This window comes from Orenia metallireducens, assembly GCF_003001995.1.
Lineage (GTDB): Bacteria > Bacillota > Halanaerobiia > Halobacteroidales > Halobacteroidaceae > Orenia > Orenia metallireducens_B.
In genome coordinates this window covers 56,632-71,746 of record NZ_PVNB01000006.1, presented here as the reverse complement: position 1 = coordinate 71,746, position 15,115 = coordinate 56,632, and the positions used below count along the sequence as shown (strand labels likewise).

The following is a 15,115-nucleotide window of genomic DNA, read 5'->3' as shown; positions in this document are numbered from 1 at the left end:
TTAAATTAATATTATTTATGGAGGTGCTAAGATGCCTTATATTAATCTGAAATTGGCTAAAGGAAGAACTATAGAGCAGAAGAAAAGATTTGTAAAAGCCATTACTAAGGAAGCAGTCGAGATATTAAATGTTAAAGCAGAATGGGTTACAGTGATAATTGATGAATATGATAGGAGTAATTGGGCAACAGGAGGAGAGTTACATTCTATCAAGTTTGGTGAAGGATGTGGAAAGATGGGTGTAGAAGAAAAGGTGGGAAAGGAATTATTGAGCCTAAAAGAAGAGTAGAAAGGTGTGTTTGTAGTGAAAAATTTTGAATTTGATGGTGAGAAGTATAAGAAGGCTTCTAAACATCAGAAAGAATGGGGAAGAAGATTAATAGGAGAGCTAGACTTAAAAGGAGATGAGACTATCCTCGATTTAGGCTGTGGTGATGGAGTATTGACTGCTCAATTGGCTGAAGCTGTTCCCAAGGGTAGGGTTTTAGGTATTGATGCCTCTTTAGGGATGGTCAAGACTGCTACTAGATTGCTTAAAGAGAATCTAGACTTTCAAGTAATGGATATCAATCAGATTAACTTTATAGAGCAATTTGATCTTATCTTTTCTAATGCGGCTTTGCATTGGGTGAAAGACCATAATAACTTACTCAATAACTGCTTTAAGGCATTAAAACCTAAAGGAACAATTCGTTTTAATTTTGCTGCTGATGGTAATTGCTCCAACTATTTTGGGGTGATCAGAAGAACGATTAAAGAAGCTAGATATAGAAGGTACTTCAATGGTTTTGAATGGCCTTGGTATATGCCTAAAGTCAGTCATTATGAGGAGTTAATTGCAGGGTGCAAATTCAGTCAGATAGAGGTTTGGGAAGAGAATGCTGATTGGAATTTTCCTAACTCTGCTGAATTGGTCAAGTGGATTGAGCATCCTTCTTTAGTACCATTTTTAGAATTTATAGCAGAAGAAGATGCTGAATCCTTTAGAAATATTGTGATTAAGAGAATGTTAGAAAGTACTGAGCTAGAAGATGGAAGGTGTTTTGAGACCTTTAGGAGGATTAATGTATCGGCTAGGAAATAATTTTAATTGGAATCAGATAAAAATTAATCTGCAAGGAGATTATACTATGAATAATTTAAAATTTTATTTGATAGATAAGGATAAAATAGAGCTGATTAAGCCATTATGGGTTGAACTGAACCGATATCATCAAGCAAAATCAATCTATTTTGAAGAGGATTTTAGCAGGAATACCTTTGAGAATAGAATTAGAAAGTTAAATAGAGCAGAATCTCTGTTAAGAATCGAAGTAGTAGAGGATATAACTAAGGAGGAACTAGTTGCTTACTCTATCTCTTCAGTTAGTTCTAAAAAGATTGGAGAGATAGATTCAATTTATGTAAAGAAAGAATATAGGAGAATGAATTTAGGAGATAGGCTAATGAAGGGTGCTTTAAGATGGTTAGCTGAAGAAAAAGTGGATTCAAAGAAGATAGCTGTCGCATATGGTAATGAAGAGGTATGGAAGTTCTATGTCAAATATGGATTTAAGCCTAGAATTACTATTTTGGAAGATTAGTTTAAGAAGTATAATCATCCAACTTGAGAATTAATATTTATACAAAGTAATGAAATAATATTAATTTGAAATCAATCCTTGACATGTAATATAAACCTATATATACTAAATATATAATAAATAAAAGATAATTCAATATAAAATAAATTTTGAAAGGAGGTCATAAAGAATGAATAATTTAGTAATTGTAATGTTGTTAATTATTTTATTGTTAATTGGTGTAGGAAGTATTAAAAATAAATATATCTTTATGACCTGCTTGGGGATTGCTATCTAATCTAATCAAGATTACATAAATTTTTTGCTTAGACCACAGGTTATGAAGGCCTGTGGTCTTTTATTATGCAATAGGTAATTTATGTCTATTAGTAGGCCATTATATCTTTAACCACAGGTGATTAATATCATCTGTGGTTTTTTGTTTATATTTATATTGAATTATAGAGTAATTTTGGGGAGGCGATTACTTATTAGTGAGGTTAATAAGCTAAAAATGTGGAAAGGGTTTATTTAATAATGATTTTATAATGTCTGATTGAATAATTAATTTCTGTGTTATAAGTAGTTTTATCAAGGGAGGTAATAGTTTTGAGTAGTTTAAAGTTGTTTTGGAGTTATATGAAAGGTAATAGATTATTGTATATTGGAGCATTGGTCAGTGTAGCATTAGCAACTTTTTTTTCAATTCTCAATCCACTGGTATTAAGGGTAACGATAGATTCTATAATTGGTGATAAGCCTTTAGATTTACCTCGATTAATAGGTGAGGTTATAAAGGGGTTTGGTGGTAAAGAAGTTCTAGAGCAGAACTTATGGGTTGCAGGGGTAATAATGGTTGGCTTGACCCTATTACAGGGGATATTCTTATATTTTAAAGGTAAATGGTCTGCTATAGCGGCAGAATCAATTGCTAAGAATACAAGGGAGAGACTATATGATCATTTGCAGCATCTACCTTATGAATATCATACTAAGGCTGAGACTGGTGATTTAATTCAGCGTTGTACTTCTGATGTAGATACTGTTCGTCGCTTTTTGGCAGTACAATTTGTAGAGGTTGGTCGTGCTATCTTTATGATGACCTTTGTAGCTATTATTATGTTCTCTTTAGATATGAGGCTAACCCTAGTAGCTATTGGAGTAGTGCCTATTATTTTAGCTTTCTCTTATTTCTTTTATAAAGAGGTTAAGAAATCCTTCAAAGATGCTGATGAGGCTGAAGGAAGGATGTCTACTGTATTACAGGAGAACTTAACAGGGGTTAGAGTAGTTAGAGCTTTTGCTAGGCAGAACTATGAGATAGATAAATTTGATAAAGAAAGTTCAGGTTATCGAGCTAAATGTTATCGTGTATTACGATTATTGGCTTGGTTCTGGTCGGTATCTGATTTCTTATGTATGCTTCAGATTGGAATTGTATTGATATTTGGTTCTTACTGGGCCTTTGAAGGTAGTATAACCTTAGGAACTCTGGTTGTATTTGTCACCTATGAAGGGATGTTATTATGGCCAGTTCGTCAGCTAGGGCGTATTTTAACAGATATGGGTAAGACCTTAGTTGCTTTAGGGCGGATTCAAGAAGTGTTAGATGAAGTTAGAGAAGAAGAGAATGATAGTGACTTTAAGCCAGCACTTAGAGGAAATATTAAATTTGAAAAGGTCTATTTTGAATATGAAGAGGGCAAAGGAGTACTTAAAGATATCTCCTTTGAGGTCAATGAAGGAGAAACCATAGCAATTTTAGGAGCAACTGGTTCTGGAAAGAGTTCTTTGGTCCATCTCTTGGCTAGATTATATGATTATCAACAGGGTTCAATTAAGATAGATGGTTATGAAATCAAGGATATCAATAAAAAGTGGCTAAGAAGACATATAGGTCTTGTATTACAAGAGCCTTTTCTTTTTGCTAAATCTGTTAAAGAGAATATAGGCTTAGCAAGAAGTGATGTCAGAGATACAGAGATCTTTGAGGCTGCAAATAACGCAGCTATTCATGATGTTATTCTCGATTTTGAAAAGGGCTATGATACTATAGTAGGAGAACGAGGAGTTTCTCTATCAGGTGGTCAGAAACAGAGGGTGGCTATTGCTAGAACTCTAATCAGAGAATGCCCAATCTTAATCTTTGATGACTCTTTAAGTGCAGTTGATACTGAAACTGATGCTACTATTCGTCAGGAGTTAAAAAAGAAAAAAGAGAATACTACAACCTTTATTATCTCTCACCGGATCAATACCTTAGCAGAAGCTGATAAGATATTGGTAATAGATGATGGTAAGATTGTAGAAGCAGGGACTCATCAAGATTTAATTAATAAAGAGGGAATGTATAAGAGAGTTTGGGAGATTCAAAATTCTTTAGAGCAAGAAATGGAGGTTGGCTAAGTTGGCAGAGTTTAGAGAACAAGATTATAATAAAGAGTTTGACTTTGGCTTATGGAAGAAGCTTATTCATTATCTCAAACCATTAAAGAAAGAAGTACTGATTTTAGCTATTGTAATGATTGGAGTTGGAGGAATAGATGCAATCTTTCCTTTGATGACCAAATATGCAGTCGATAAATTTGTTGTTGCTAGTAATATTGATGGTCTATTAAAGTTTAGTTTAGCCTATGGCGTGTTAGTAATTGTGCAGGCTATTAATGTTTGGCTACTGATAGATTATGCTGGTAGAATAGAGACTACAATGAGTTATGACATTAGAAAGGCTGGCTTTCAAAGGTTACAGGAGTTATCCTTCTCTTATTATGATAAGACAGCAGTAGGATGGTTGATGGCAAGAATGACCTCTGATGTTAAAAGGTTGGGTGAAGTTATCTCTTGGGGCTTTGTAGATTCAGTTTGGGGAATGACGATGATGCTAACAACTATGGTGATAATGTTCTATTTGAATTGGAAATTAGCTCTGATTACCTTATCGGTTGTACCAGTTTTAGCGGTTTTGAGTATCTATTTTCAGAAGAAGATATTAAAAGCCTATCGTAAGGTAAGAAAGATTAATTCAACAATTACAGGGGCTTTTAATGAAGGTATTATGGGAGCTAAGACTACTAAGACCTTGGTTAGAGAGGAAGAAAACTTAAAGGAATTTGAAGCTAAGACGGCTAAGATGAGAGAATCATCAGTTAAAGCAGCTATCTTTTCTGCCTTATATCTGCCAGTGGTATTAACTTTGGGAAGTATAGGAACTAGCTTTGCTTTAGTTTTTGGAGGTAAGGATGTCCTCTTGACTACTATCAGCTATGGAACCTTAGTTGCTTTTATCTCTTATACAGTTCACTTTTTCGAACCGATTAGCCAATTAGCACGAGTCTTTGCTGAGTTGCAGTCGGCTCAAGCATCAGCCGAAAGGACTATGTCGATGATAGAGACTGAACCTGATATTCAAGATACTCAAGATGTTGTTGAAATTTATGGTGATATCTTTAATCCTAAGTCTGAGAATTGGGAGGAGCTTAAAGGAGATATTACCTTTAAAAATGTATCCTTCGCTTATGAAGATGGAGAACGGATTTTAGAGGACTTTAATTTAGAGATCAAGGCTGGGGAGACTATCGCATTAGTAGGTGAAACTGGCTCTGGTAAGAGTACCCTTGTTAATTTAGCCTGTAGGTTCTATGAGCCAATAGCAGGAGAAATATTGATTGATGGAGTAGATTATAAGAGACGGTCTCAACTCTGGTTACATTCTAATATAGGCTATGTACTGCAAACACCTCATCTCTTTAGTGGAACGATTAAAGAGAATATTCGTTATGGTAATTTAGAGGCAAGTGATTTGGATATAATCAGAGCAGCCAAGTTGGTCAATGCCCATCAGCTTATTAAGAAGCTAGAGCAAGGTTATGATACTAAAATAGGTGAAGGTGGAGGTAGTTTATCTACTGGAGAGAAGCAATTAATCTCCTTTGCTAGAGCAGTGTTAGCAGATCCTAAGATATTTGTGCTTGATGAGGCTACCTCTTCTATAGATACTGAGATGGAGCAGATCATCCAAGAGGCCATTGATAAGTTATTAAAAGGAAGAACTAACTTCATTATTGCTCATAGGTTATCAACTATTCGTTCTGCTGATAGAATTTTGGTACTTAGAGATGGTGAGATAATTGAAGCAGGTAATCACCAAGAGCTATTAAGAACTAAGGGATATTATTATAAGCTTTATACCAATCAATTTATGAAGGAAGAGATTGTTTAGAATTCAAATATATAGTCATCCAACTTTAAATTTAAAGTTGGATGACTATATAAGGAGGTGAAAAGATGAAGTTGACTTTAACTGTAATGGCAGCAGAATTGGCAGTATCCCGTTTGGATGAGAGTAGTGAAATACCTAACTGGGCAGCAGCCAGTGAATTCTTTTCAATTACCAGAACTGAGGATGAATTATCAATAGTCTCTTCAAAGGAGGATGTGCCAGTAGGGATAAAGAGTGAAGCGGGCTGGAGAGCCTTAAAGGTTGAAGGTCCTTTAGATTTTTCAATGGTAGGTGTTTTGGCTTCCATTGCATCACCTTTGGCTCAAAAGGGGATAAGTATCTTTGTGATTTCAACCTATGATACCGATTATATTTTAGTAAAGAAGGAAGATTTGAGAGAAGCTATTAGAGTTCTAAGTAAAGAGAACATAATCAAAAATTAGGATTTAAGAGGGAGGAGAGTATGAGATTAAATAAAATTCATCACATTGCAATTATATGTTCTAATTATCAAGAATCTAAAGAATTTTATGTCAATATCCTTAATTTGAAGGTGATTAAAGAGACTTATCGAGAAGAGCGGGATTCTTATAAATTAGATTTAGCTATTGGAGAGCACAGTCAAATAGAGTTATTCTCCTTTCCAAATTCACCCAAAAGACCAAGTTATCCTGAAGCTAGGGGACTTAGACATCTAGCTTTTGAGGTTGATGATATAGAAGAAGCAGTAAAAGATCTAGAAAAGCAAGGGATTGCTGTAGAAGATATAAGAATCGATGAAATTACAGAAAAGAGGTTTACCTTTTTTAAAGATCCTGATGAGCTACCTTTAGAGCTATATGAAAGATAAAAAATTGGTTATCGTTTAGTAATTTTTGCCAAACTTTTTTATTTTGGTGGTTGGGTAGCTAGGGGTCAGGTATTTAGGGTTTAACCAAACTATCAAACCACCTAGCTACCTAATGCCAAAAATGTCCTTTTATCCTTCAATCCTATCAGGTTTTCTATTAACAGTAAGATATTATAATATTTGTAACTCTTTATCATATAACTTTTCAAAGCCCTTACTAGCTGATAGGGCATCATTTATTTCTAGTTCTACATCTTCTTTGGAAATAGTCTTAATCACAAATTTATCATTTTCTAAATAACAGTCGATATCCTCTATTAAAGCATTTAAATTTCTATCTAAACTCTCTGCAATTTCAACTAGGATACCAAACTTACGGATTATCTCTTTGTCATCACCTTTTTTATCTATTACATCGCTAAATTGGGAGCGATTTAAATTATATTTTCTTAAATCATATTTGTCATGGCGATGCGAGGCTGAAATATAGGCACTAATCAATAATTCTCGATGGGACAACCCATTTATTCCAGAGTTAAGAATCATATAAAAGGAATGCTCATGATGATCATAATAGTTGATACTTTTTCCTATATCATGGAGCATAGTGGCAGTCTTTAGGATTTTGTCAACATCTCCTTCAAATTGATTTTCATCAAGTTTGAATAAAGGGTTTAATTCTTGATATAATTTTTTGGATAACTTATATATATGTTCTGCATGTTTCTTATTTAAATTTAAATTATTTATAATATTATTTATAGAAAAGTCCAATACATTGGGAGTAGGCTCTTTATCTTCATAGAGATAATTATAGATTAATCCCTCTCTAATCCCTTTACCACTAATAAGTAACTCCTCTAGATTACAGAAGTTCATCAATGTTGTTACAGCAGCAGCGGCTCCAATAAAGATATCTGCTCTTTTTTTAGATAGTCCACTAATCTTCTTTCTTTCCTTTAAATCCTTGTCTTTAACTAATTTATAGATACTATCAACAGTAGCTTCATTCATTTGGTAATAATGGAGCAAATCCAGAGGGTAATCATTATTTCTCTGGTCTATTTTGGCAATATTTCTGATAGTACCACCAACTCCAATTAAAGAGTCACAATCTATATCTTTTAGCCAATTAACTTCATTAAAGGACTTTGTTAAGAAGTTTAGCAGTTGCTCCTCTTGTTCGCTAGTGATGCTATCATAAAGATTGAACTGTTGGGTTAAATCTAGAGAACCAAAGGACAAGCTAATACATTCCTTTATCCTTCTATCTTTCATCCAAATAAGTTCTATACTTCCTCCACCGATATCCATAATCAGCCCATTATCTCGATCAATGCTATTTACAACTCCCCAGTAATCATAATAACCTTCTTCTTCACCTGATAATACTTGCACATCAAGTTCGACTTCCTTTTTTACTCTATTTAAAAATTCCTCTTGATTATCAGCTTTGCGTACAGCAGCTGTAGCAACAGCTATAATCTCTTTAGTCTCAGTAGCGTCACATAAGTTTTTAAACATCTTCAAGGTTTGAATAGCTACTTTAATGCGCCCTTCCTGCAATTTATTATCTTTCTCCATTCCTTCGCCTAATCTAACAGTTTCCTTTAGCTCGTCAATTATCCTAAAAGAGTTGTTCTTTTTGATCTCTGCTAAGACTAATTTGATAGAATTTGAACCGATATCAATAATAGCAATATTTCTCATAAAAATCCTCCCTTTATTTCTAAGCATTTTAAAAAAAATAGCAAAAATAATTAATTATATTATTATGAAATTATTTCTTATAATTATACATTATTTCTAAAAATAATAATAGTTAAATAATTACTTTTTAACTTGATCTTAATGATTATTAACATTGTGTTAACAAGTGTACAGCAGGAATATGTTATAATACTGTAAAAGATAGATCTTTATGTTGAGAATTGATTTTTAAAGTGTTTTCTCTTCGACGAATAAAGATTAGCTGATAATATCTTATATTTATAAATTTCTAATTCTAGAATTTAATTTAAAGTTATCTTATACAGAGATATTCAGATAGTAATGAGTGATGAGCAAGCAGTGAGCAATAACGAGAAAAAGTATGTACTCGTTATCTAGTACTTGTTACTAAAATGTCTCAATATTTATTTCGATTAATTTTATTATAAATAGTTAAAAATTAAACACACTTATTTGGGAGGAATTGATATGAGTGAAAAAGCTGCTGTTATTTATATTGGCTCTAGTGCATTATATTTAAAGATAGGAGAAAAGAGAGCTGATAATATGAAAATCTTAGAATCTCTTGAATATCCACTAAGTTTAGGTCACGATACCTTTAAAAAAGATAAGATCAGCTTTGAGAAGGTAGATGAAACCTGTAGAGTACTCAAAGGTTTTTTGAAATTAACTGATGAGTATAGAATAGAGAAGATCAAAACAGTAGCTACCACTGCCATTAGAGAGGCCAAAAATAGAGATTATATCTTAGACCAGATTAAGGTAAAGACTGGATTGCAGGTAGAAGTATTAGATGATTCTGAAGAGAAGATACATATTTATAAAGGGATGTCTAAAAAGCTTAAAAAATTGGGGTTAAATGATCAACAAGCATTAATGTGCTATATTGGAACAGGAAGATTAGGGGTATCATTATACTCTAAAGGGAATATCAAATACAATCAAAATATTAGAATAGGTTCTTTGAAATTAAGTGAGCTATTAGGTAAGATTCAAGAGAAGACAGATAAATTCTATCTAGTCCTAGAAGAGTATTTAAGAAGCTTTACTTATATGTTGCAGAAGAGTTTTCCTATAATGAATATTTCTCATTTTGTTGTCTGTGGAAAAGAGATAGAGATGATAGCTAACTTATGTGAGGTAGAGAAAGAGAAGGAGTCATGGTATATTCCCAAGGATAAATTTCAGAACTTTTATGATCAAATTAAAGATAAGACTCCAATTCAACTCCTTAATATGTACAACCTATCACCAGAAAAATCAGAGATTTTATTACCAGCTATGGCTATTTATAAGACGGTCTTTAATTTTACCCAAGCAGAGAAGATTATAGCTCCATTTGTATTCTTAGTAGATGTGCTATTATATGATACTCTATATTCAGAAGAGAGTAGAGGGTGGAATGATGTCTTTGTTGAGAATACAATAATTTCGGCTAAAAGTATTGGAGAGAAATTTTATTATAATAAGAAGCATGCTGAGGTTGTAACAGGTTTTACTTTGAAGATATTTGATGGGATTAAAGCTATCCATGGTTTAGGTGATAGAGAAAGATTATTATTAGAAATAGCGGCTATTTTACATGATGTAGGTAAATATATCAGCCTTAAACGCCATTATTACCATTCTTATGATATTATTTATGCTTCCAGTATATTGGGACTAAATAACAAAGAGATAGAGATTGTAGCAAATGTAGCAAGATATCATAGTGCTAAGTCACCTAATGGTAGTGATATCAACTATAGACAATTAGCTATTGAAGATAAGGTATTAGTGGCTAAATTGGCAGCTATTTTACGATTAGGTGATTCTTTAGATAGAAGCCATATTAAGAAGTTTGAAGATCTTAAGGTCAATTTAGAGGCTAAGAAGTTAGAGGTTATTGGTTATAGTAATGAAAATACCTTATTAGAGGCTTGGACCTTTGAGCAGAAGTCAGAACTTTTCAAAGAAGTATTTGGAATAAAAGCTGAATTTATTAAAAAGAGGGTGAAATAATGGATTATACTGATTCTAAATATTATCTCAGTAAACAGTTTGGTTGGTTGGAATTTAATAACCGTGTCTTAGAAGAGGCTCAAGATGAGAGGACACCTTTATTGGAAAGATTGAAATTTTTAGCAATAACTGCATCTAATTTGGATGAGTTTGTGATGGTTACAGTAGCCAGGTTAAAGGAGCAGATAGAGTCTGGTTATAATAAGGAGGATAAGGCAGGCTTTAGACCAAAGGAGCTTTTTAAAGGACTTTCTAATCGAATGCATCAGATGGTTAGGGAGCAGTATAATTGTTTAGCTTATGTACTAGATACCTTAGAAGAAGAGAATATTAGCTTTGTAGAGTATAGAGATTTGGATGAAAAGCAGAAGGATTTTTTGGATAATTATTTTCATGATAATATTCATCCTGTATTGACACCAATGGCTATTGATCAGAGTAGACCTTTTCCTTTGATTTTAAATAAGAGTTTAAATTTAGTAGTACGCTTAACAAGTTCTCCAGAATCGAATACTCTTTCTCCTAATAAAGATGGTCAAGGTTTATTTTCAATGGTTAGAGTACCTTCTATTTTACCTAGAATTGTAGAGGTACCTTCTGATAATAAGCAAAGCTTTATCTTTATGGAGAAGGTAATCAAGGAGTATCTAAATAAGTTATTCTTTGGATATACAGTAGAGGCTGTAGGTGCTTTTAGAATTACCAGAAATGCTGAGGTAAGCCTTGATGAGGAGGCACAAAACTTACTAATAGAGATGGAACGTTATGTTAAAAGAAGAAAGTGGGGTTTTCCTGTTAGATTAGAGATAGAGCAAGGAATTGATCGGAAATTAAAGGATTTCTTAGTTCATTCTCTAGATTTAAATAGAGAAGATATCTATGAAGTTGCAGGACCTATTGATTTAACTACTTTTATGGACTTTAGTGGTCTAGATGGTTTTGATCACCTTAGATATGAACCGCTATTACCTCAACCAGCTCAAGACTTCTATAATAAAGAAGAGAGTATCTTTGATCTGATTAAGGAGAAGGACCTATTGGTTCACCATCCTTATGAAAGTTTTGACCCTGTAGTTAGATTGGTACAGGAGGCTGCTGAAGATTCTGAAGTATTAGCTATTAAACAGACCCTTTATCGGGTCAGTGGAGATTCTCCAATTATAGAGGCTCTAGCTCAAGCAGCTGAAAATGGAAAGCAGGTTACAGTGTTAGTAGAGCTAAAGGCTAGATTTGATGAGGAGAATAATATAGAGTGGGCCAAGAAGCTAGAAAAGTCAGGTTGTCATGTTGTTTATGGATTGGTTGGCTTGAAGGTACACTCTAAATTATTATTAATAGTTAGAGATGAAGAAGAAGGTATTAGAAGGTATGTTCATATGAGTACAGGAAACTATAATGATAAGACGGCTAAATTATATACTGATACTGGAATGTTTACTGCTAAAGAGACTTTTGGTTCTGATGTTTCAGCTATGTTCAACCTCTTAACAGGCTACTCTTCGGCTCCTAAATGGAAGAAGTTAGCGGTTGCTCCCCTGAATTTACGAGAAACCTTTGTTAAGTTGATTAGAAATGAAGTTGAGCAAGTAAGATCAGGTAAGGAAGGGCATATTATTGCTAAAATGAACTCTTTGGTTGATTCTGGAATAATTAAGGAGTTATATAAAGCATCTTCAGCAGGGGTTAAGATAGATTTAATAGTACGAGGAATGTGCTGTTTAAAGTCTGGAATTGAAGGTTTTAGTGAGAATATTAGAGTAATTAGTATAATCGGACGTTTGTTAGAGCATAGCCGCATCTTTTATTTCAATAATGGTGCTAATCCTAAAATATTTATGTCTAGTGCTGACTGGAGACCTAGAAATCTAGATAGAAGGGTTGAAGCATTATTTCCTGTAGAGGATGAGGATTTGAAGAATAGAGTTATTAATCTCTTAGATATTACCCTAAGGGATAATGTTAAAGCACGGGAGCAACAGCCTGATGGAAGTTATAAACGTGTGAAAAGAAAAGGGAAGGAGTTAGAATCTCAGCTTGAGTTCCATAGATTGGCCAAGAAGGCGATTAAAAAGATGGATAGCAAGAAGGTAATAGCTTTGTTCAAGCAGACATCAGCAATTGATACTAACATACATTAATTTAAATAGAATTATTTGAGGGTTCACCAACTATGGTGAACCTTTTTTCTATATCGTATTAATTTTATTGGTTCAACAACGAACTTTGTGATTAATGCCTATTTTATATAAGTTGAACTAATAATTTTTATAAAAGATGTAAATCAAAATCTTTTTTTGACGCAGACTAAAATCTGACTAAGATCTGATTTAAAACCTTTTATTATTTAATTTCTTATTTTTAGTCCGCTTTTGTCTGTGTAAATCTGCGTCTAATAATTCTTTTGATTCTAAATTATTTTCACAAAAGTCGTGGAAGAGCCATTTTATTATTGATTGTAACAGTTAGTAGATATATTGTAACAATTATTAAGTCTAAGTATAAGTAGAAGATTGAAATAATATTTTATGTTTTATTCAGGCTTAGCCTTAATCTCATACTTCAGATTACATTAATTACAAGTTATTTACATTAGATTCCTGTAAAAAATTATGTTATAATAAATTTTGTTGTCGATATGACAATTGTTATCCGAATTATGAAAGGAGGCAGTAATGATGAATATCAAGAGAAGCTTATTGGCTTTAATTTTAACCTTAACAGTTCTTTTTGCAGGAAGTTACCTTGTGGATAGCTATAAATTTAATCATGCATTAAATGATGATTTATTGAGAATTGATGGTGTAGAAAGGGTAGAGATTGATAAATCTAGTACAATTTATAAAGTGGAAGTTACTTTAAGAGCCGTTGACAATTTAATTGAAGTTTATGAAGGTATTAATGATAGAATAAAAGAGACCACTAAAGATGAGAGATATAAGTTAGTTATTAACTCTGATTCTGCTGAATTAACTGAGATGTATGAAGGAATTAATTTGGCTTTATATGAGGCTTTAGAGACAGGAGAGTTTGTTAAACTAGGAGAGAGAGTTGATAATTTTGCTAAGGAGTATCAATTAGATAAATCAGAGATTAAGGTTGATACTGATTATCTTTATTTAACTTTGATTAAAGAGAAGCAGGAATTATATAAAGTAGTTAAACGGAGTCAAAAGAAGAGATTAGGAGGTGAGATGAATGGCTAAAGATTTTGGGTTAGGAATTGGAGTAGCAGCAATTATCTTCTTAGCTGTTAATGGAATCAACCTCTTTCCAATGGTACTTTTGGGAGGCTTAGGTTACTTTTTATTCAATTCATTAAACAAGCAGGCTTTAGGGGATAACTTTGCTATTTCAAATAAAGATGATAATAAGGTTCCAAAGGTAGACTTTGCTGATATTGGTGGACAGGATTCAGCTAAAAATGAGTTATTAGAAGCATTGGAATTTGTCAAGAGTAAAGAAGAGATTAAGAAGCTAGGGATTAGACCCTTAAAGGGCTTGATGCTAAGTGGTCCTCCAGGAACTGGTAAGACCTTAATGGCTAAAGCAGCAGCTAACTATATCGACTCTATCTTCATCTCTACTTCAGGTAGTGAGTTTATTGAGATGTATGCAGGAGTTGGTGCTAAAAGGGTTAGAAAACTATTTAAGGATGCCCGTGATAAGGCTAAGAAAGCCGATAAGAATAATGCGATTATCTTTATCGATGAGATAGATGTATTAGGTGGTAAGCGTGGTAGTAACTCTAGCCATATGGAATATGATCAGACCCTTAACCAATTACTAGTGGAGCTTGATGGTATCAGTGTAGATGATCAAGTTAATGTCTTAGTAGTTGGTGCTACAAACAGAATTGATATTCTAGATGAGGCTCTCTTAAGACCAGGGCGTTTTGATCGTATTGTCAAGGTAGATTTACCAGATAGAGAGGGTAGAGAGCATATCTTAAAGATTCATACCCATAATAAGCCTTTAGCTGATGATGTTGATTTAGAACAGTTAGCTAAAGAGACCTTCCGTTTCTCTGGTGCTCAATTAGAGAGCTTGACCAATGAAGCGGCTATTATGGCTATGCGTGAAGATGCAGAAACAATTAATAGGAATCACTTTAAAGAGGCTATTGATAAGGTAATGATGGGTGAGAAGTTAAATCGTCGCCCCAATAAAGAGGAATTAAAGCGAGTAGCTTATCATGAGGTTGGACATGCCCTCTTAGGAGAGATAGTAAATCCAAAGTCTGTATCTAATATTACAATTACTTCTCGTGGTAGAGCCTTAGGTTATGTTCGCCATAATCCAGAGGATGACTATTACCTACAGACTATCGACTACTTAAAGAATCAGATTGCTGTCTTGGTAGCCGGTTCTTTAGTAGAAGAAGAGATTTTAGGTAATAGAAGTACAGGAGCAAGTAATGACTTTGAGAAGGCAATTGAAGTTGCCAAGCAGATTATTTTCTCAGGAATGTCCAAATTAGGAGTAGTAAGTAAGGATAGCCTTCCAGGTAAGCTATTACACGAGACTACCTCTGAAATTATTGCAGATCAAGAGGAGTTAGTAAGAAGAGTGATTAAAGCCAATAGCGATTTTATTCACCAAGTAGTAGAGATCTTATTAGAAGAAGAGAGTATTACAGGTGATGACTTTAGAGAACTATTATCTAAAAACAAAGAGAGTGTAGCTTAGAAGCAGACTAACAACTTATGTTGGTCTGTTTTTTTATTGCAGAATTAAATTAGCTACGATATAATG

At 33.4% G+C, this 15,115-nt stretch carries 12 protein-coding genes; 11 read left to right on the top strand and 1 reads right to left on the bottom strand.

Annotated elements, in window-relative coordinates; all coding sequences use genetic code 11:
- Nucleotides 1-31 precede the first annotated feature (31 nt).
- The 7 genes from BX659_RS05950 to gloA2 all read left to right on the top strand — a co-directional run bounded on the left by BX659_RS05950 (nt 32) and on the right by gloA2 (nt 6,631).
- Nucleotides 32-289, top strand: a complete 258-nt coding sequence (locus BX659_RS05950; protein WP_106231711.1) for a tautomerase family protein — start codon at nt 32-34, stop codon at nt 287-289.
- A 15-nt stretch (nt 290-304) separates the two neighbouring features.
- Entirely contained in the window at nt 305-1,084 is a 780-nt protein-coding gene (locus tag BX659_RS05945; protein WP_097017781.1) for a class I SAM-dependent methyltransferase, read from the top strand.
- Nucleotides 1,085-1,130: 46 nt separating this feature from the next.
- Nucleotides 1,131-1,583 carry a GNAT family N-acetyltransferase gene (locus BX659_RS05940; RefSeq protein ID WP_172431884.1) on the top strand — a complete coding sequence of 151 codons (453 nt, stop codon included), beginning with the start codon at nt 1,131-1,133 and terminating at the stop codon, nt 1,581-1,583.
- 588 nt (nt 1,584-2,171) lie between these two features.
- A complete protein-coding gene (locus BX659_RS05935; RefSeq protein ID WP_181186417.1) occupies nt 2,172-3,968 on the top strand; it encodes an ABC transporter ATP-binding protein in 1,797 nt (598 codons plus the stop codon).
- Nucleotide 3,969: 1 nt separating this feature from the next.
- Nucleotides 3,970-5,781 (top strand): ABC transporter ATP-binding protein, encoded by a 1,812-nt coding sequence (locus tag BX659_RS05930; RefSeq protein ID WP_106231709.1) that lies wholly within the window; start codon nt 3,970-3,972, stop codon nt 5,779-5,781.
- 65 nt (nt 5,782-5,846) lie between these two features.
- The gene (locus BX659_RS05925; RefSeq protein ID WP_106231707.1) at nt 5,847-6,224 is read left to right on the top strand and encodes an ACT domain-containing protein; all 378 of its coding nucleotides are present in this window, start codon (nt 5,847-5,849) and stop codon (nt 6,222-6,224) included.
- 20 nt (nt 6,225-6,244) lie between these two features.
- Nucleotides 6,245-6,631 (top strand): SMU1112c/YaeR family gloxylase I-like metalloprotein, encoded by a 387-nt coding sequence (gene gloA2 / locus BX659_RS05920; protein WP_106231705.1) that lies wholly within the window; start codon nt 6,245-6,247, stop codon nt 6,629-6,631.
- A gap of 171 nt (nt 6,632-6,802) precedes the next feature.
- On the opposite strand, the gene ppx is transcribed toward gloA2, so the two are convergent.
- A complete protein-coding gene (gene ppx, locus BX659_RS05915) occupies nt 6,803-8,341 on the bottom strand; it encodes an exopolyphosphatase (RefSeq protein ID WP_106231703.1) in 1,539 nt (512 codons plus the stop codon).
- A 489-nt stretch (nt 8,342-8,830) separates the two neighbouring features.
- On the opposite strand from ppx, the gene BX659_RS19390 reads away from it, so the two are divergent.
- From BX659_RS19390 to BX659_RS05895, 4 genes are all read left to right on the top strand, one after another.
- Nucleotides 8,831-10,363, top strand: a complete 1,533-nt coding sequence (locus BX659_RS19390; RefSeq protein ID WP_106231701.1) for a Ppx/GppA phosphatase family protein — start codon at nt 8,831-8,833, stop codon at nt 10,361-10,363.
- Nucleotides 10,363-12,501: an RNA degradosome polyphosphate kinase gene (locus tag BX659_RS05905; RefSeq protein WP_097017788.1), complete on the top strand. Its 2,139-nt coding sequence runs from the start codon at nt 10,363-10,365 to the stop codon at nt 12,499-12,501. The genes BX659_RS19390 and BX659_RS05905 overlap by 1 nt, the downstream gene beginning before the upstream one ends.
- 537 nt (nt 12,502-13,038) lie before the next feature.
- Nucleotides 13,039-13,566, top strand: coding sequence for a hypothetical protein (locus BX659_RS05900; RefSeq protein WP_106231699.1), 528 nt, complete (start codon nt 13,039-13,041; stop codon nt 13,564-13,566).
- On the top strand, nt 13,559-15,049 hold the full coding sequence (locus BX659_RS05895) for an AAA family ATPase (RefSeq protein WP_106231697.1): 1,491 nt from the start codon (nt 13,559-13,561) through the stop codon (nt 15,047-15,049). The genes BX659_RS05900 and BX659_RS05895 overlap by 8 nt, the downstream gene beginning before the upstream one ends.
- The last annotated feature ends 66 nt before the right edge of the window (nt 15,050-15,115 follow it).